The 17,439-nt window shown below is 74.9% G+C and carries 17 protein-coding genes; 16 read left to right on the forward strand and 1 reads right to left on the reverse strand.

Annotated features, from left to right (window positions below; all coding sequences use genetic code 11):
- Positions 1-16 precede the first annotated feature (16 nt).
- The 10 genes from BGO37_RS02045 to BGO37_RS02090 all read left to right on the forward strand — a co-directional run bounded on the left by BGO37_RS02045 (position 17) and on the right by BGO37_RS02090 (position 12,214).
- Positions 17-1,492 carry a glutamate synthase subunit beta gene (locus BGO37_RS02045; RefSeq protein ID WP_291751739.1) on the forward strand — a complete coding sequence of 492 codons (1,476 nt, stop codon included), beginning with the start codon at positions 17-19 and terminating at the stop codon, positions 1,490-1,492.
- A gap of 245 nt (positions 1,493-1,737) precedes the next feature.
- The gene (locus tag BGO37_RS02050) at positions 1,738-3,435 is read left to right on the forward strand and encodes a cellulose synthase catalytic subunit (RefSeq protein ID WP_291751741.1); all 1,698 of its coding nucleotides are present in this window, start codon (positions 1,738-1,740) and stop codon (positions 3,433-3,435) included.
- Entirely contained in the window at positions 3,432-4,172 is a 741-nt protein-coding gene (locus tag BGO37_RS02055; RefSeq protein WP_291751744.1) for an HlyD family efflux transporter periplasmic adaptor subunit, read from the forward strand. Before BGO37_RS02050 ends, BGO37_RS02055 begins: the two co-directional genes overlap by 4 nt.
- On the forward strand, positions 4,169-6,238 hold the full coding sequence (locus BGO37_RS02060) for a glycosyl hydrolase (RefSeq protein WP_291751746.1): 2,070 nt from the start codon (positions 4,169-4,171) through the stop codon (positions 6,236-6,238). The genes BGO37_RS02055 and BGO37_RS02060 overlap by 4 nt, the downstream gene beginning before the upstream one ends.
- 26 nt (positions 6,239-6,264) lie before the next feature.
- Positions 6,265-7,335: a succinyl-diaminopimelate desuccinylase gene (gene dapE / locus BGO37_RS02065; RefSeq protein ID WP_291751748.1), complete on the forward strand. Its 1,071-nt coding sequence runs from the start codon at positions 6,265-6,267 to the stop codon at positions 7,333-7,335.
- A gap of 35 nt (positions 7,336-7,370) precedes the next feature.
- On the forward strand, positions 7,371-8,195 hold the full coding sequence (locus tag BGO37_RS02070) for a TIGR00730 family Rossman fold protein (RefSeq protein WP_291751751.1): 825 nt from the start codon (positions 7,371-7,373) through the stop codon (positions 8,193-8,195).
- A 4-nt stretch (positions 8,196-8,199) separates the two neighbouring features.
- Entirely contained in the window at positions 8,200-9,093 is an 894-nt protein-coding gene (gene folP / locus BGO37_RS02075; RefSeq protein ID WP_291751752.1) for a dihydropteroate synthase, read from the forward strand.
- Complete coding sequence (locus BGO37_RS02080; protein WP_291751754.1) at positions 9,090-10,337, forward strand: hypothetical protein; 1,248 nt, start codon at positions 9,090-9,092, stop codon at positions 10,335-10,337. The genes folP and BGO37_RS02080 overlap by 4 nt, the downstream gene beginning before the upstream one ends.
- Before the next feature lie 123 nt (positions 10,338-10,460).
- Positions 10,461-10,628 (forward strand): DUF3117 domain-containing protein, encoded by a 168-nt coding sequence (locus BGO37_RS02085; protein WP_291751756.1) that lies wholly within the window; start codon positions 10,461-10,463, stop codon positions 10,626-10,628.
- A 5-nt stretch (positions 10,629-10,633) separates the two neighbouring features.
- Positions 10,634-12,214, forward strand: coding sequence for a M17 family metallopeptidase (locus tag BGO37_RS02090; RefSeq protein WP_291751759.1), 1,581 nt, complete (start codon positions 10,634-10,636; stop codon positions 12,212-12,214).
- Between the two features lie 5 nt (positions 12,215-12,219).
- Here the strand turns inward: BGO37_RS02090 and BGO37_RS02095 are convergent, their stop codons facing one another.
- The gene (locus BGO37_RS02095) at positions 12,220-12,852 is read right to left on the reverse strand and encodes an O-methyltransferase (RefSeq protein ID WP_291751997.1); all 633 of its coding nucleotides are present in this window, start codon (positions 12,850-12,852) and stop codon (positions 12,220-12,222) included.
- Between the two features lie 134 nt (positions 12,853-12,986).
- Between BGO37_RS02095 and sigE the strand changes: the two genes are divergently transcribed.
- From sigE to BGO37_RS02125, 6 genes are read left to right on the forward strand one after another with little or no spacing between them, the layout of a single operon-like run.
- On the forward strand, positions 12,987-13,556 hold the full coding sequence (sigE, locus tag BGO37_RS02100; RefSeq protein ID WP_291751760.1) for an RNA polymerase sigma factor SigE: 570 nt from the start codon (positions 12,987-12,989) through the stop codon (positions 13,554-13,556).
- Positions 13,553-14,455, forward strand: a complete 903-nt coding sequence (locus tag BGO37_RS02105) for a zf-HC2 domain-containing protein (protein WP_291751761.1) — start codon at positions 13,553-13,555, stop codon at positions 14,453-14,455. The genes sigE and BGO37_RS02105 overlap by 4 nt, the downstream gene beginning before the upstream one ends.
- A gap of 54 nt (positions 14,456-14,509) precedes the next feature.
- Positions 14,510-14,866 (forward strand): twin-arginine translocase TatA/TatE family subunit, encoded by a 357-nt coding sequence (locus BGO37_RS02110; protein WP_291751762.1) that lies wholly within the window; start codon positions 14,510-14,512, stop codon positions 14,864-14,866.
- 15 nt (positions 14,867-14,881) lie between these two features.
- On the forward strand, positions 14,882-15,907 hold the full coding sequence (gene trpS / locus BGO37_RS02115) for a tryptophan--tRNA ligase (protein WP_291751763.1): 1,026 nt from the start codon (positions 14,882-14,884) through the stop codon (positions 15,905-15,907).
- Positions 15,907-16,461 carry a 2'-5' RNA ligase family protein gene (locus tag BGO37_RS02120; RefSeq protein WP_291751765.1) on the forward strand — a complete coding sequence of 185 codons (555 nt, stop codon included), beginning with the start codon at positions 15,907-15,909 and terminating at the stop codon, positions 16,459-16,461. Before trpS ends, BGO37_RS02120 begins: the two co-directional genes overlap by 1 nt.
- 10 nt (positions 16,462-16,471) lie before the next feature.
- A complete protein-coding gene (locus BGO37_RS02125; RefSeq protein WP_291751766.1) occupies positions 16,472-17,437 on the forward strand; it encodes a YihY/virulence factor BrkB family protein in 966 nt (321 codons plus the stop codon).
- Positions 17,438-17,439 lie beyond the last annotated feature (2 nt).

The following is a 17,439-nucleotide window of genomic DNA, read 5'->3' on the forward strand; positions in this document are numbered from 1 at the left end:
GCTTAGGCTGTGCGCCGTGGCCGACCCTCGTGGATTCCTCACCGTCCGCCATCGCGCGCTGCCGGCGGACCGGCCCGTGGACGAGCGCGTGCACGACTGGTGCGAGGTCCACGCGCCGCACCCCGGTGACCCGCAGGCGCTCGAGCTGCTCCACGAGCAGTCGAGCCGGTGCATGAACTGCGGCGTCCCCTTCTGCCACTTCTCCTGCCCGCTGGGCAATCTCGTGCCGGAGTGGAACGACCTCGTCTGGCGCGGGCAGTGGGCCGACGCCGCCGACCGGCTGTTCCAGACGAACAACTTCCCCGAGCTCACCGGCCGGCTGTGCCCCGCGCCGTGCGAGACGGGCTGCGTGCTCGGCATCAACCAGCCGCCCGTCACCATCAAGAACGTCGAGGTCTCGATCGTCGAGGAGGCCTTCGCCCGCGGCCTGGTCACCCCGCAGGTGCCGCGCTGGTACACCGGGCACACCGTGGCGATCATCGGCTCCGGCCCGGCCGGCCTCGCCGCCGCGCAGCAGCTGACTCGCGCCGGGCACACCGTGGCGGTCTACGAGCGCGCGGACGCCGCCGGCGGCCTGCTGCGCTACGGCATCCCCGAGTTCAAGCTCGAGAAGTCCGTCCTCGACCGGCGCCTGGCGCTGATGAAGGAGGAGGGCACGCGGTTCCACCTGGGTGTCGAGATCGGCCGCGACGTGTCCGCCGCGGAGATCGCCCGCCGCTACGACGCGGTGCTCCTCGCGGTCGGCTCGACGACCCCGCGGGACCTGCCGGTGCCGGGCCGCGAGCTGTCCGGCGTGCTGCAGGCGATGGAGTACCTCCCGCCGGCCAACCGCGCCGCGCGGGGCGAGGTCGTCGCCGACCAGCCCGTGGCCACCGGCAAGGACGTCGTGGTCATCGGCGGCGGCGACACCGGGGCCGACTGCCTCGGCACCGCGCTGCGCCAGGGCGCCCGCTCGGTCACGCAGCTGGAGATCCTGCCGCGGCCGCCCGCGGAGCGGCCCGCGGCCCAGCCATGGCCGACCTACCCCATGGTCTTCCGGGTCTCCAGCGCCCACGAGGAGGGCGGCGAGCGCGTCTACGCCGTCTCCACGGCGCAGATGCTCGGCGACGAGGACGGTGCCGTCCGGGCGCTGCGCCTCGTCGACGTGGCGCCCGTCGACGGCCGGTTCGAGCCGGTGCCGGGCACCGAGCGGGAGATCCCGGCGCAGCTGGTGCTGCTGGCGATGGGCTTCACCGGGCCGGAGCGCGGCCCGCTGCTCGAGCAGCTCGGCGTCGACGTGACGCCGCGCGGGACGATCGCGCGCGACGAGGGCTTCGCGACGGACGTGCCCGGCGTGTTCGTGGCCGGCGACGCCGGCCGCGGCCAGTCGCTCATCGTGTGGGCCATCGCGGAGGGCCGCGCCGCGGCCCACGCCGTGGACGAGTACCTCGCCGGCGGCCCCTCCGAGCTGCCGGCGCCGATCACGGCGAGCACGGTCAGCCTGCGCCTGTAGTCCGCCATGCGAGACGGCGCCGCGCCCGGCGTCGTCATGCGTCCCGGCAGGTGAGCGCGTCGCGCCCGGTTCACCGCCGTCCGCGGCCGACCCGGGTCGGGTGGACAGGTCGGCGAAGGGCTCCGTACGGTCGAAGACCTGGGGTCCGGTGCGAGGCCCCGACGACCGGCGTCGACGAGGCCGCCCTGGCACGGCGTGGCACGAGCCACACGTGCGGACGAGAACAGCCGACGCCGGAGGTCCGGATGGCTATCGCCGAGACGACCGCCCCTACGCGAGGGCGGCACCACCACGACGACGCAACGCCCGCGCGCAGCGCGGAGAACCAGGCGGCCCGCAGTCCCTCGTTGACCCTGCTGGTGCTGGGGGCCACGGCGGGCGTGGTGCTGTACGCGAAGTTCCTGCTCGCCCCCGCCAACCGCGGAGACTGGCTGCCCTACCTCATGGTGATCTCCGCGGAGACGGTGCTCGTGGCGCACTGCCTGCTGGCCATGTGGACGATCCTGTCCGGCGGCGCCAACCCGCGGCGGTTCGCGTTCCACCACGCGCAGGACCGGCTCTACGACTGGGCGGACATCCTCCGCGAGCGCTCGTCCGACGAGCCGTGGCGGTGGGCGATGTACCTGCACGACCGGCCGGTCTCGGTCGACGTGTTCGTCACCACCTGCGGCGAGGACCCGGCGCTGATCCGCCGCACCGTCACCGCGGCGATGGCGATGCGGGGCGCCCACACGGTGTGGGTGCTCGACGACGGGGACAGCGACGCGGTCCGCGTCCTGGCGGCCGACGTCGGGGCCCGGTACGTGCGCCGCGCCTCCCACGGCGGGGCGAAGGCGGGGAACATCAACCACGCGTTGACGCTCGCGCGCGGCGAGCTCTTCGCCATCTTCGACGCGGACTTCGTGCCGATGCCGGACTTCCTCCACGAGACGGTGCCGTTCTTCGCCGAGGCCGACGTGGCGTTCGTGCAGACCCCGCAGGTCTACGGCAACCTCGACACGGTCGTCTCGCGTGGCGCCGCCTACATGCAGTCGGTCTTCTACCAGTTCGTCCAGCCGGGCCGGAACCGGTTCAACGCCGCGTTCTGCGTCGGCACGAACGTCGTCTTCCGGCGCAGCGCGATCGACCAGCTCGGTGGCCTGTACTCGGACTCCAAGTCGGAGGACGTGTGGACGTCGCTGCTGCTCCACGAGCGCGGCTGGCGGTCGGTCTACATCCCCACCCCGCTCGCGGTCGGGGACACCCCCGAGACCATCGAGGCCTACTCGAAGCAGCAGCTGCGCTGGGCGACGGGCGGGTTCGAGATCATGGCGACCCACTGGCCCTGGTCGCGCGCGCGTCGCCTCACGGTGGACCAGCGGCTGCAGTACACCGTGACCGCGACGCACTACCTGACCGGCATCGCACCGCTCCTCCTGCTGCTGGTGCCGCCGCTGCAGATCTTCTTCGACCTGACGCCGATGAACCTGTCGGTGAAGCCGCTCACCTGGGTCGCGTACTACGCCGGCTTCTACCTGCTGCAGATCCTCCTGGCGTTCTACACGCTCGGGTCGTTCCGGTGGGAGGTGCTGCTCCTGGCCACGGTCTCGTTCCCGATCTACGTCCGGGCGCTCGTCAACGCGCTGACCCGCCGCGACCAGGCCTGGCACGTCACCGGGTCCCGCGCCGGGTACCGGTCGCCGTTCGCCTTCGTGCAGCCGCAGGTGCTGATGTTCGTCCTCCTGGCGGCGACGACCGTGGTCGGGGTCTGGAAGGACGCCGGCAACGGCTACCCCAGCCTCGCGCTGGCGTGGAACGCCACCAACACCCTCATCCTCGGCGGGTTCGTCGTCACGGCCCTGCGGGAGGGGCGCCGGGGCCGTCGCGCCGCTCGTCGCCCGGCCGCGCCGGAGCGGGTGGACGTGCTGCCCGGGGTCCCCGCGATGATCGGAGGTGCGCGATGAGGTGGACCGCTCGGCTTCGGCTGCTCCTCGGCGTGCTGCTGGTCCTCGGGATCGTCGCCGTCGCGACGTATCACCTCAACGAGACCCGCGGGCGCGTGGTGAGCAGCTCCGCGCAGGTCCTCGGTCAGGACCTCACCATCGGGGCGCCCTACGGCGGCCTCGTGCTGGACCGTCGCGTCGACGTGGGGACCCAGGTGCACCAGGGCGAGCCGCTCTTCGTCGTCGACTCGGCGACGCTGTCGCTCGCGAGGTCGACCGGCGCGCGGCTGCCCGCGGCGACCCAGGTCGACGCGCAGGGACACCTCGTGGTCCAGGCGACCGCGGACGGCACCGTGACGGCGGTCAAGGCCGAGCCCGGTTCCACCGTGCAGCCGGGGGACCAGCTGGCGGTGCTCCAGCGCGTCGACACGCTCTACGTCGAGGCGCACTTCACCCTGACGCCGCAGCAGTACGCGCGGGTGCCGGAGAAGGCCGCGGTGCAGGTGCAGCTGCCCGACGGATCGACGCTCGACGGGACCGCCGACGAGGTCCACGTCACCACCGTGGACGGCAAGGCGGAGGCGGTCGCGACCGTGACCAGCCCGCAGCTCGACGCCAAGGGCGGCCTGGTGGCGGCCGGCGCACCCGTGACCGCTGAGCTCGAGCTCCGGAACGACGGGTGGGTCACCAGGACGGGCGACCGGGTGCGGGCCCTGCTCGACCGGGTGCCCGCGCTGATCGGGAGGATCGGCCGGTGAGGGCCCGCGCCGCGTGGGTCGGCGCCGCTGCCGGCCTCCTTCTCCTGGCCGGCTGCACGGGTGCGCCGTCGGCCGGCCCGACCGGGACGGGGACGGGCACCGCCACCCCCGTCCCCGGTCCGCCGGACGCGCCGGCGGCCACCGTGGACGAGGCGGCGCTCGTCGCCGGCGTGCAGCACGCCTCGATCGCCACCGTCCACCCCGCCCGCCTGGCGCCCGGCCTGGCGCCGCCGTCGAACCGGTGGTACTCGGGGCTCGTCTTCGGCGCCACGCCGCAGCCCGTGTTCCCGATGCCCCAGTCGTTCGCGCTCACCGCGACCGGGTTCGACGTCGGGCTGCCGCACCCGACCGCCCAGCCTGCCGTGATCGCGGCGCCGCACGTCCCTGCCGTCACGGTGGACGCGGGCGCCGCGTCCGCGGAGGTGACGGCGGCGGACCCGGTCGCCGTGACCGTCGCCCTGCTCGACGGCTCGGGCGGGACGGTGGGACACGTCGCGCTGGCGGAGGGCTCGCCCTTCGTCTCGTTCACCGCCGACCGCGCGACGACGCTGGCCGTGACCGTCACCGGTGGTGCCGGGTTCCAGGGCGGCACGCCCGCGGCGACCGCGACGATCGACGGCACCACGTGGGGCCTGGTGGCGCCCGCGGGCGCGCTGGCGGGCGACCGGGTGCGGCTCGCGCCCGGCCAGACCGCCACGTGGTACCCGCTGCCGGACGGCGCCGCGCCGGCGGCGGCCGACGCGCTCGCCGCGGCGGCGGGGGACCCGGTGACGGGTGTCGACGTCCGCTACGGGGTGGACAAGGACGTCGCCCGCACGACGCTGGTGTACCGCACGGCGCACGGCACCCCGAGCGCGTACGTGCTGGCCCCGCACCAGCGCGCCGGCAGGCAGCCGGCACGGACCGGGTGCGGCCTCGGGACGTACCACAGCGTGCTCGGCGACCTGCAGCTGTGCGCCGGCTCCCAGCTCGACGCCTTCGCACAGACCGTGCCGCCCGCCGGGTCCCTCGACCTGGCGCACGTCGACGACGCCCGCCGGACGGCCATCGTCACGCAGCTGCGCGCCGACGTGGCGGCGACGCCCGACTTCCCGGCGGACACCTACTTCGGTGGCAAGGCGCTGTACCGGGCGGCGACGCTCGTCGTGCTCGGCGAGCAGCTCGGTGCGTCCGACGTGGTCGCGCCGCTGCGTGCCCGCACCGAGCAGGCGCTGCGCACCTGGACCGAGCCGCAGGGGTGCGCGAGCCGGGCCGCCCAGTGCTTCGTCTACGACGAGGCCGCGCGCTCCGTCGTCGGGCGGACGCCGTCGTTCGGGTCCGACCAGCTCAACGACCACCACTTCCACTACGGCTACTTCCTCGCGGCCGCCGGCCTGCTGGCGGCGCGGGACCACGCGCTCGTCGGCCCGCTGCGACCGGTGATGGACCTGCTGGGCCAGGACATCGCCGCGGCGAGCGCAACCCCACAGCTGCCGCAACTGCGGGTCTTCGACCCGTGGGCCGGCCACTCGTGGGCCTCCGGGACGGCTCCCTTCGCCGACGGCAACAACCAGGAGTCGGTTTCCGAGGCGGTGAACGCCTGGAATGGCCTCGGCCTGTGGGCGCAGGCCAGCGGCCAACCGGCCCTCGTCACCGAGGCCACCTGGCTGGCCTCGACGGAGGCCGCCGCCGGTCGCGCCTACTGGACGGCACCGGACCTGTCCGCCTTCCCCGGCTTCGCGCACCACGTGACCTCGATCGTGTGGGGCGGCAAGCGGGACTACGCCACCTGGTTCAGCCCGGCCCCGAGCGCGATGCTCGGCATCGAGCTGATCCCGATGAACCCGGCCTCCGGGTGGCTCGCGGCCGGCGTCGACCCGGCCCGCATCACTGCGGCGGTGGACGAGGCGGCGTCCGGTGGCTACGGCGTGCCGTTCGGGGACTACCTCCTGGCGTACCGCGCGCTGGCCGGGCACGACGAGGCCGCCGCGGCCTGGCAGCAGGCGGTGGCGCTGCCGGACTCCGCGATCGACAACGGCGACTCCCGCGCCTACCTCCTGGCGTGGATCGTCGCGCACGGCGGCTGAGGGGGCGGCGTCGGTAGGGTCACGGCGTGGCCCTCGACCTGTCCGCCGACCTGCTGTCGCTGACGCGCGCCGTCGTCGACGTCCCCTCCGAGTCCGGCGACGAGGCCGCGCTCGCGGACCTCGTCGAGCGCGCGCTGCGCGCCCACGCGCACCTGCGGGTGGACCGCGACGGCGACACCGTGGTCGCGCGCACCGATCTCGGCCGGCCGCGCCGCGTGGTGGTCGCCGGGCACCTCGACACCGTGCCGATCGCAGGCAACGTGCCGAGCCGCGTCGAGGACGGCGTCGTGTGGGGCCGCGGCACGGTCGACATGAAGGCCGGCGTGGCGCTGATGCTGTCCCTCGCGGCGGCGCTCGACGAGCCCACGACCGACGTCACCTGGGTGTTCTACGACCACGAGGAGGTCGCCGCCGAGCTCAACGGCCTCGGCCGCGTCGCGACCGCGCACCCCGACTGGCTCGCCGCGGACTTCGCGGTGCTGGGGGAGCCCACCGACGGCGGCGTCGAGGGCGGCTGCAACGGCACGCTGCGCGCCGAGGTCGTCGTCCCGGGCGTGGCGGCGCACTCGGCCCGCGCGTGGACGGGGGTCAACGCGATCCACAGGGCGGGCGAGGTGCTGCGCCGGCTGGAGGCCTACCGGCCCGTCACCGTCACCGTCGACGGCCTCGACTACCGCGAGGGCCTCAACGCGGTGCTCATCACGGGCGGCACCGCGGGCAACGTCATCCCGGACCGCTGCGTCGTCACCGTGAACTATCGGTTCGCCCCGTCGCGCTCGGTCGACGAGGCGGCGGCGCACGTGCGCGACGTCCTCGACGGCTTCGACGTGCGGGTCGTCGACGCGGCCGCGGGCGCCCGCCCCGGCCTGGACCACCCGGCCGCCCGCGGCTTCGTCGACGCCGTGCTGGGGGCCACCGGCCGGGCGCCGGTGGCCAAGCTGGGCTGGACGGACGTCGCCCGGTTCGCCGCCCTGGGGATCCCGGCGGTGAACTTCGGCCCCGGCGACCCCCTGCTCGCGCACACGGCCGACGAGCGGTGCCCGGTGGCGCAGATCGAGCAGGTCCACGCCGCGCTGCGCGCCTGGCTCACGGCCTGACCACCGGCCCAGGTTCCGGCCCTAGGCTGACCCGCATGACCGAGGAGAGCCCGGACCCGGGCGCGGCCAAGCGACGCAAGGGCAACGGCTACCGCCGCGGTCCCGTGGTGCTGCGCGGGGCGCAGGTCCCGGCCACGACGTCCGACGAGCGCCTGCTGCAGCGCGTCGACAAGGTGACCTGGCTGCACGACGACCCGTGGCGCGTCATGCGCATCACGAGCGAGTTCGTCGAGGGTTTCGGCGCGCTGGCCGAGGTCGGGCCCGCGGTGAGCGTGTTCGGCTCCGCCCGGATCCGCAAGGGCGACCCGGAGTACGCGCTGGCGCGGCAGATCTCCGCAGGCCTGGTCGCCGCCGGCTACGCGGTCATCACCGGGGGCGGCCCGGGGATCATGGAGGCGGCCAACCGGGGCGCCGTCGAGGCGCACGGCCTGTCGGTGGGGCTCGGCATCGAGCTGCCGCACGAGCAGGGCCTCAACAAGTGGGTGGACCTCGGGATCCACTTCCGCTACTTCTTCGCCCGCAAGACGATGTTCGTCAAGTACGCCGAGGGCTTCGTCGTGCTGCCCGGCGGGTTCGGCACGCTCGACGAGCTGTTCGAGTCGCTCACGCTGGTGCAGACGCAGAAGGTCAAGGGCTTCCCGATCGTGCTCGTCGGCACGGAGTTCTGGGGCGGTCTCATCGACTGGATCCGGGCGACGGTGGCCGAGCGCGGGCTCATCTCGCCGACGGACGTCGACCTGCTCCACCTGACCGACGACCCCGACGAGGCCGTGCGCATCGTCGTCGAGCGCGCCGCCGAGCTGCGCGCCCAGGAGGAGGCGGCGTCCGAGCGTGCGGCCGAGGGCGACGCAGGGTGGTAGGGGCGTGCTGACGGGCGTCCCCGCGGGCGCGCCTCCGCTGCGCCTGCGCGGCCGCGAGCTGGCCGGGCCGGTGGTCATGGCGGTGGTCAACCGCACCCCGGACTCCTTCTACGCGGCGGCGAGGTACGACGAGGACGGCGCGCGCGAGGCGGTGGCGCGGGCGGCCGACGAGGGCGCGGCGATCGTCGACCTCGGCGGCGTGCGCGCCGGCCGCGGGCCCGAGGTGAGCGTGGCCGACGAGGTCGCGCGGATCGTGCCGCTCGTGGCGCACGTGCGTGCCGCGCACCCGGACCTCCTGGTCAGCGTCGACACCTGGCGCGCCGAGGTGGCGGCCGCGGCGGCCGACGAGGGCGCGGACCTCGTCAACGACACCTGGGCGGGGCACGACGAGCGGCTCGTCGCGGTCGCCGCGCAGCGCGGGCTCGGCGTCGTCGTGTCGCACACCGGGGGCGCGGCCCCGCGGACCGACCCGTTCCGGGTGCAGTACGGCGAGGGCCTGGACGGCGTGCTCGACGACGTGGTCGCCACCCTGACGGCCGGTGCCGCGCGGGCGGTCGGGCTCGGCATCGACCCCGCGTCCGTGCTGCTGGACCCGACCCACGACTTCGGCAAGAACACGTGGCACTCGCTGCACCTGCTGCGGCGCACGGAGGCGCTCGTCGCCCTCGGGCATCCGGTGCTCATGGCGCTGTCGCGCAAGGACTTCGTCGGCGAGACCCTCGGGCTGCCCGTCGACGAGCGCCTCGAGGGGACGCTCGCCGCGACCGCCGTCGCCGCGTGGCTGGGCGCCCGCGTGTTCCGCGCGCACGACGTCGCGGCGACCCGGCGCGTCCTCGAGATGGTGGCGAGCGTGCGCGGCGAGCGGGCACCGGCCGTCGCGGTGAGGGGACTGGCGTGAGCGAGGTGGCGACCGACGGGCACCCGCTGACGGCAGCCCGACGCCTCGACCCCCGGACGTGGCCGTGGTGGGGGCAGACGCTCGGGGTCTACGCCGCCAGCCGCCTCTTCGCCGCGGTCGTCTTCCTCTGGGTGGCGGGCTACCAGAAGGCCAACGTCTGGACGCAGGCGCACCCGTCGTACTTCCCGTGGGTCTCGCTGATGTTCGACGGGTCCTGGTACAAGAAGATCGCGCTGTACGGCTACCCGTCGACGATCCCGCTCGACGCGCACGGCAACGTGCAGCAGAACGCGTGGGCGTTCTTCCCGCTGTACCCCGCGCTGGCGCGCGGCGTCATGACCGTCACGCGCCTGCCCTGGGAGGTCGCGGCGCCGCTGCTGTCGACCGTCCTGGCGGGCGGCGCGATGCTCCTCATCCACCGCGGCATCGCCGAGGGCGCGCCGCGCGCTGTCGGGCGCTGGCCCGGCCTGCCCCTGGCGACGGTCGCCCTCGTCTGCGCCTTCCCGACGTCGCCCGTGCTGCAGACCGCCTACACAGAGTCGTTGGCGCTGCTGCTGGTGGCAGGCGCGCTGCTGGCCGTCGTCCGGCGGCGGTACGCGTGGGCGGGCCTCGTCATCGTTCTGCTGGGGCTCAGCCGGGCCGTGGCGTTGCCGATGGCGGCGGTGGTCGTCGTGCACGCCGGCGTGCGCTGGTGGGACGCGCGGCGCGGGCGCGACGAGCTGCGCCCCCGGACGGTCGGCGCCCTGGCCCTGCTGACGGCCGTGGCGGTCGCGTCGGGCTTCCTGTGGCCGGCGATCTGCGGCTGGGTGACCGGCGACCCGAGCGCCTACCTGCGCACGCAGGAGTCGTGGCGCGGCCTGCACTCGGTGCAGCCCTTCATCGGGTGGACCTACGTGCCGCAGTTCTGGTTCCACGCCAGCTGGCCGCTCGTCGTCGTCCCGGCCGTCGCCTTCACGCTGGCCGTCGTCCTCGCGCCCTCGGCCTTCCGGCTCGGCCGCGAGCTGCACGCGTGGGGAGCCGCCTACGTCGTGTACATCGCGGGCGTCGTCGAGCCGGGGAGCAGCCTCGCCCGGTTCCTCCTCCTGGCCTTCCCGCTCGGCGCGGCGACGGCCGGAGCGGTGGGCCGGACGCGGCGCGGGAGGGCGGCGTGGCTGGCGTTCGTCGTGCTCCTCATGCTCGGGCTCCAGGTGCTCTGGGTGCGCCAGATCTGGTTGTTCAACCCGCAGGGCGACTGGCCCCCGTGAGGGTCGAGGCGCCGGTGGTGGGACCGAGCGCCGGGACCCGTGACGGCGCTGTGACCTAGACTGTTGCTCGGAACCCCGGACGCCCACCCGGGCACCGGTGCGACAGCGAAGGAGAGGCCCCGCATGGCCGCCATGAAGCCGAGGACCGGCGACGGACCGCTCGAGGTGACCAAGGAGGGTCGGGGCATCGTCATGCGGGTTCCGCTCGAGGGCGGTGGCCGCCTGGTCGTCGAGCTCTCTGCCACCGAGGCCACAGAGCTCGGTGAGGCCCTCACCTCCGCAGTCGGCTAGTCGGCATGGCCGCACCCCAGCTGCGGCATCGCACGCCCCCCACCGTCACGCTCTCCGGGGCCCCGCTCGCGGACACACCCCTGCTGACCGACGGATCCGTGCAGGCGGTCGCGGTGCCCGTGTCCCCCGCCCTCCCAGGTGACGACGGACTGGTCCCCGGCGTCGGCACCGCCCAGGTCGCCGCCCGCTACGGCATCGACCTCGCCGAGCTCGCTGAGCGGGCCGGGATGGCCGGCGCGGCCGGCGAGGCGCACGTCGTGCACCTGCCCCGTCCGGCCGGCTCGGCCGTCCGGCTGCCGTGGGGCGACCTGCCGCTGCGCATCGTGCTCGTCGGCACCGGCGACGGCGGCACCGCCGCGCTGCGCCGAGCCGGCGCCGCGCTCGCCCGGGCGGTGCGAGGGCTGCACGCGGTGGCCACGACGCTGGGCGACGACGCACGCGCCGACGCCTCGACCGTGGCGACGCTGACGCGGGCATTCGTCGAGGGCTACCTGCTCGCGGCGTACCGGATGCCGTCCCTGGCGGCGTCCGACGAGCCCAAGGCGTCCGCCGACCTCGTGCTGCTCGGCCGTGACGGGCAGAGGGTGGGTGCCGCCGTCGTCGCCGCCAAGATCGACGCCACCGCGACGTGGCTGGTGCGCGACCTGGCGAACACGCCGTCGAACGTCAAGACCCCCGAGTGGATGGCCGAGCGAGCGCGTCGGCTGGGCGCGGACGCCGGGCTGTCGGTCGACGTGCTGGGGCCCAGGGAGCTGGCGGCGCAGGGCTTCGGCGCCGTGATGGCGGTCGGCGCCGGGTCGGCGTCGCCGCCCCGGCTCGTGGTGCTCCGCTACACGCCGCCCGGCCCGGGCGGCAAGCACGTCGTCGTCGTCGGCAAGGGCATCACGTACGACACCGGCGGTCTGCAGATCAAGCCGCGCGAGTCGATGGTCACGATGAAGACCGACATGGCCGGCTCGGCCGTCGCGCTGGCGACGGTCATCGGCGCCGCGCAGTCGCGCTCGATCCACCGGGTCACGGCGGTGCTGCCGCTCGCCGAGAACCACTTCGGGGGCTCGTCGTACCGCCCGGGCGACGTCGTCACCACCTACGGCGGCACCACCGTCGAGGTGATGAACACCGACGCCGAGGGCCGCCTGGTCCTCGCCGACGGGCTGGCGTACGCCGACGCGAGGCTCGACCCCGACGTGCTCATCGACGTCGCCACGCTCACGGGCGCCGCCCGCATCGGGCTGGGCACGGGCATCGGCGCGCTCTACGGCACGGACGACGAGCTCGTCGCGGCCCTGGCCGCGGCCGGCGACGCCTCGGGGGAGCGCGTGTGGCCCATGCCGCTCGTCGAGGACTACGCGTCCACCACGGACTCGGACGTCGCCGACGTGCGCCAGACCGCCAACGAGCCGAAGGTCGGCGCCGGGTCGGTGTTCGCGGCGCTCTTCCTGCGCCACTTCGTCGGGCAGCGCCGCTGGGCCCACCTCGACATCGCCGGCCCCGCCCGCGCGGCCGCCGACAAGCACGAGGTCACCGAGGGTGCCACCGGCTTCGGCGCGCGCCTCCTGCTCCAGTACCTGGCCGACCTCCGCTGACCCGGTCAGCGGCGGACGGCCACCAGCAGGCCGTCGCCCGTCGGCAGCAGCGCCGGGAGCAGGCGGTCGTCGTCGCGCACGGCGCGGCCGACCTCGCGGATCGTCGTCGTCAGCTCGTCGCGCTTGGCCGGGTCGGCGACGCGGTCCTGCCACAGGGCGTCGTCGATCGCCAGCACGCCCCCCGGACGCAGCAGGCGGACCGCCTGGTCGAGGTAGGCGGGGTAGTTCTCGGGGTCCGCGTCGACCAGCACGAGGTCGTAGCCGCCGTCGGTGAGCCGCGGGAGCACGTCGAGCGCGCGGCCGGCGATGAGGCGGGTGCGGGTGGGCCGCACGCCCTCGTCGGCGAAGGCCTCCCGCGCCGCGCGCTGGTGCTCGACCTCGACGTCGATGGTGGTCAGCACCGCGTCGGGGGCCATGCCCCGCAGCAGGTAGAGGCCGCTGACGCCGGCGCCGGTGCCGACCTCGACGACGGCGCGCGCCGACACCGTCGCGGCGAGCACCGCCAGCACCGCGCCGACCCCCGGGGTGACGGGGGTGCAGCCGAGCTGCGCGGCACGCTCGCGGGCCCCCAGGAGCACGCCGTCCTCGGTGCCGAAGTCCTCGCAGTAGGCCCAGGACTGGGCCTTGTCGATGCTGATGACACCCTCCCGGGATCGAGCCTGGGCCCAGGGTATCCGTGCGGGTACCGCCGGGACGGGAACCGCGGCCGCTCAGCGCTCGTTCAGGCACTGCTGGGACACTGGTGCGGACACGTCCGACGACAGGAGAACCGATGACCGCGCAGCCGGCCGAGTGGCAGGCGCCGACGTGGGAGGAGATCGTGCGCGAGCACTCCGCCCGCGTGTACCGCCTCGCCTACCGGCTGACCGGCAACCGGCACGACGCGGAGGACCTCACGCAGGAGACGTTCGTCCGGGTGTTCCGCTCCCTGGACTCCTACGTCCCCGGCACGTTCGAGGGCTGGCTGCACCGCATCACCACCAACCTCTTCCTCGACCAGGCCCGCCGCCGCAAGCGGATCCGCATGGACGCCACCGGCGACGAGGCGGCGGCGTGGCCCTCGTCCGACGCGCTGTCGTCGCCCGAGCGCGCGTACGAGCACGGCAACCTCGACTCCGACGTGCAGCGTGCGCTGGACGCCCTCCCGCCCGAGTACCGGGCCGCGGTGGTGCTGTGCGACATCGAGGGCCTGTCCTACGAGGAGATCGCGGTCACCCTGGGCATCAAGCTCGGCACCGTGCGCTCGCGCATCCACCGGGCACGCGCCCGCCTCCGGGAGTCCCTCGAGCACCGCCGCCCCGAGCCGGCCCACGCCGGGCTGCGCGACGAGGCCCACCCATGACCCACCTCGGCTCGTGGCTCAGCGCGCTCGCGGACGGCCAGCTGCCGCCCGACGAGACGGAGCGCGCCCTGGCGCACGTCGCGGTGTGCCCGCAGTGCGCCGGGGAGCTGGCGGCCGCCCGGGCGGCCCGGACCGCCCTGGCCGCCGCGGCCGCGGCAGAGCCACTCGAGCCGGCTCCCGACCTGACGGCGCGGCTGCTGTCGCTGGCGCCCTCGGGTGCCTCGCCGCTCACCGCGCACCACGACCCGTTCGTGCCGACCACCCCGCTGCCGGGCCGCTCGTCGGGCGTCCTGCCGGGACGGTCCTCCGGGGTGCTGCGAGGCGCCGTCCGCGGCGACGGGCACCTGGCCCAGCGCATCGTCATCGGCTCGGTCGCCGGGCTCGGCCTGGTCGCGGCGAGCCTGTTCTCGCTCGGCGCCCGGCCGGCGGTCGTGCCGTCCGCGCACCCCGGGCTCGCGCTCGACGTGCTGGGGGAGGCCACCACGGCGGTGGCGGCATCGAGCACCAGCACCGCGGCCAAGCGCTGGACCGTGCCGGCGCTGCCCGAGGGCTGGAGCGTCACGGCGACGCGGAGCAGGTCCACGGGCGTCGAGGTCGACCTCGCGGGACCCAGGTCGTCCGCGGTCGTCAGCGAGCGGCCCGGACGCCTGGACGTCGCCGCCCTCGCCGGCCGGCCGACGCAGCAGGTCGGCGGCCACCTGGTCTACGTGCTGTCGTCCGAGCCGTGGCACGTCGCGTGGCAGGCCGACGACACGGTCGTCGAGGTGGTCGCACCGACCTCGGGCACCGACGTCGAGAACCTGGTCGCGGCGCTGCCCGCGGCGCCCTACGACGACGGGGTGTCGGCCCGGATCGGGCGTGGCTGGTCGGTCGTCGCGCGGGCCCTCGAGACGCCCTGACCCTGCGCCCCGACCCGTCACGAGCCCCCGCGACGTCTGGGCTAGCCTGACCGGGTGTTCGGAGTCAACGGCGGAGAGCTGATCATCCTGCTCCTCGTCGTCGCGCTCGTCGTCGGCCCCGAACGCCTGCCCGGCTACGCCGAGCAGCTCGGCAAGTGGGCCCGCGGCCTGCGCGGCTACCTCCAGGACGCGCGCCGGCGGGTGGACGACGAGGTCGGTGACACCGGCCTGGATTGGGAAGCGCTCGACCCTCGTCGGTACGATCCCCGGCGCATCGTCCGTGAGGCGCTGCTCGACGACACGACCGCACCGACGACGGGGGACGTGCCGCCGGGCCGGCCCGCCGCGCCGAGCCGGGCAGCGACGCCGACGCCCGATGCCCCGACGCCGTACGACGACGAGGCGACCTGAGGAGAGGGAAGATCGATGACCGGTGACGCTGGGCTGCCCCGCGTGTTCTCGGGGATGCAGCCGACGTCCGACTCGCTGCACCTGGGCAACTACCTCGGCGCGCTCATCCACTGGGTCGCGCTGCAGGAGGGGCACGAGGCGATCTACTGCGTCGTCGACCTGCACGCGCTGACGGCCCACCCCGACCGCGCCGTGCTCCGCGAGCGGACCCGGCGCACGGCCGCGCAGTACCTGGCCGCGGGCGTCGACCCCGAGCGGTCCATCCTCTTCGTGCAGTCGCACGTGCCGGAGCACGCCGAGCTGAGCTGGGTCCTGTCCTGCCACACCGGCTTCGGCGAGGCGAACCGGATGACGCAGTTCAAGGACAAGTCGACGCGGTACGGCGCCGAGGGGCAGAACGTCGGGCTCTTCACGTACCCGGTGCTCATGGCCGCGGACATCCTGCTGTACGACACCACCTTCGTGCCGGTGGGCGAGGACCAGCGCCAGCACCTGGAGCTGAGCCGCAACCTCGCGCAGCGGGTCAACGGCCAGCTGGGGGCGGACACCTTCGTCGTGCCCGAGCCGTACATCGTCAAGGACACCGCCAAGATCTTCGACCTGCAGGACCCGACGTCGAAGATGAGCAAGTCGGCCGAGAGCCCCAACGGCCTCATCGAGCTGCTCGACGACCCGAAGGTGATCGCGAAGCGCATCAAGTCGGCCGTCACGGACACCGGGCGCGAGGTCCGGTTCGACCCCGAGACGAAGGCCGGCGTCTCCAACCTGCTGTCGATCTACTCCGCGCTGGAGGGCACGACGATCGAGGCGCTCGAGGCGCGGTACGCCGGGCACGGCTACGGCGACCTCAAGAAGGACCTGGCCGACGTCGTCGTCGGCGCGCTCGAGCCGTTCCAGGAGCGGGTGCACCACCTCCTGGCGGACCCGGGGACGCTCGACGACATCCTGGCGGCCGGCGCCAAGCGGGCCCGCGAGATCGCGGGCGTCACCCTGGACCGCGTCTACGAGCGCACCGGCCTGCTGCCGGGCCGGCGCATCTGATGACGCTGCCCGCGCCCGGGCCCGACGAGGTGCTCGTCGGCGTCGTGGTCACCGTCCCGGTGCCCCACGCGGGCGTGCTCGCGGCCGCCCGGCTGGCCAGCGGTGACCCCGAGGCAGCGACGATCGCGCCGCACGTGACGCTCGTCGGGCCGGCGGTCGTCGCGCGCGACGCGCTGCCGGAGGTCGACGCCCACCTCGAGGCCGTGGCGGCGACCCATGGGCCGTTCGTCGTGCACCTGCGGGGGACGGGGACGTTCCGGCCCGTGTCACCGGTGGTGTTCGTCGCCCTCGCGCGCGGGATCGCCGACTGCGAGCAGCTCGACCTCGCGATCCGGCGGGGACCGCTGGACGGGCCGCTGCGGTTCCCGTACCACCCGCACGTCACCGTGGCCCAGGACGTCGACGACGACGTCCTGGACGCCGTGGAGAAGCAGCTGGCCGACTTCGACGGCACGTTCGTCGTGACCGCCATCGACCGCTACGTCAACGACGAGGACGGCATGTGGCGCCCGGTGCGCAGCTTCCCGCTGACCGGGAGGGCCGGCCGCCCGTAGGCTCGTCAGGGTGCGTGCGCTGAGGGAACGCCTCGACACGGTGGCGGCCTGGTGGCGGGCCACCCGGCCCGCCCGGGCGCTGGCACGGTTCGGCTCGGCCGGTGGCGGCCTGCTGACGGGCGGCATCGCCTACGCGACGCTGTTCTCCATCTTCGCGGCGCTGACGCTGGGCTGGACGGTGTTCGCCGCGGTGCTCGGCCGCCACGAGGCGCTGCGGGCGACGGTCGTCCAGACGATCGACAGGACGCTGCCGGGCCTGGTCGACGCGCGCGGCGACGGCAGCGGACTCATCGACCCGAGCCAGATCCGGCTGTCGACGAGCCTCTCGGTCGCCGGGGTCGTCGCGATCGTCACGCTCCTGCTCAGCGCCGTGTCGGCGGTCTCGGCGCTGCGGACGGCGGTGCGGGCGATGCTCGGGGCGGAGGACCGGCCCAACGCCGTCGTGGGGAAGCTGCACGAGCTGGCGGGGTTCGCCGGCATCGCGGTGTCCGTCCTCGTCTCGGCCGTGCTCACCCTGGGGCTGACGACGATCACCGACCGCCTCGCGGGATGGGTCGGCCACCCGGGTGCCGCCGGACCGGCCACCCGTGTGCTGGGGGTGCTCATCGCGTTCGTCGTCGACGCGGCGACGTTCGTCCTCGTCGTGCGCGTGCTGGCGGGGCAGAGGCCGCCGTGGCGGGACCTGGTCGGCGGCGCCGCGATCGCGGGGGTCGGCCTGGGCGTGCTGCGGCTGCTCGGCACGTCCGCGGTGTCCGGCAGCCTGCGCAGCAGCACGGCGCTGGTGCCGTTCGCCCTCATCGTCGTCCTGCTGGCGTGGGTCAACCTCATGGCGCGCATCGTGCTGACGGCCGCCGCCTGGACCGCGAACCCTCCGCTGTTCCCGGCGCCCCCGCCGCCGTCGGCCGAGCAGGCGCGCCGACTGGCGGCCGCCGACGAACCGGCCGTGGAGCACCGGCGGGCCGACGGGTCCGGGTGACG

The organism is Cellulomonas sp. 73-92, from assembly GCF_001898175.1.
Lineage (GTDB): Bacteria > Actinomycetota > Actinomycetes > Actinomycetales > Cellulomonadaceae > Cellulomonas.

Excerpts from the sequence above, each read along its gene's own strand:
- BGO37_RS02105 (WP_291751761.1), top strand. The coding sequence starts at position 13,553 with ATGACCCACCTCGGCTCGTGGCTCAGCGCGCTCGCGGACGGCCAGCTG.
- BGO37_RS02090 (WP_291751759.1), top strand. The coding sequence starts at position 10,634 with ATGGCCGCACCCCAGCTGCGGCATCGCACGCCCCCCACCGTCACGCTC.
- BGO37_RS02070 (WP_291751751.1), top strand. The coding sequence starts at position 7,371 with ATGACCGAGGAGAGCCCGGACCCGGGCGCGGCCAAGCGACGCAAGGGC.
- sigE (WP_291751760.1), top strand. The coding sequence starts at position 12,987 with ATGACCGCGCAGCCGGCCGAGTGGCAGGCGCCGACGTGGGAGGAGATC.
- BGO37_RS02055 (WP_291751744.1), top strand. The coding sequence starts at position 3,432 with ATGAGGTGGACCGCTCGGCTTCGGCTGCTCCTCGGCGTGCTGCTGGTC.
- trpS (WP_291751763.1), top strand. The coding sequence starts at position 14,882 with ATGACCGGTGACGCTGGGCTGCCCCGCGTGTTCTCGGGGATGCAGCCG.
- BGO37_RS02120 (WP_291751765.1), top strand. The coding sequence starts at position 15,907 with ATGACGCTGCCCGCGCCCGGGCCCGACGAGGTGCTCGTCGGCGTCGTG.
- BGO37_RS02085 (WP_291751756.1), top strand. The coding sequence starts at position 10,461 with ATGGCCGCCATGAAGCCGAGGACCGGCGACGGACCGCTCGAGGTGACC.
- BGO37_RS02050 (WP_291751741.1), top strand. The coding sequence starts at position 1,738 with ATGGCTATCGCCGAGACGACCGCCCCTACGCGAGGGCGGCACCACCAC.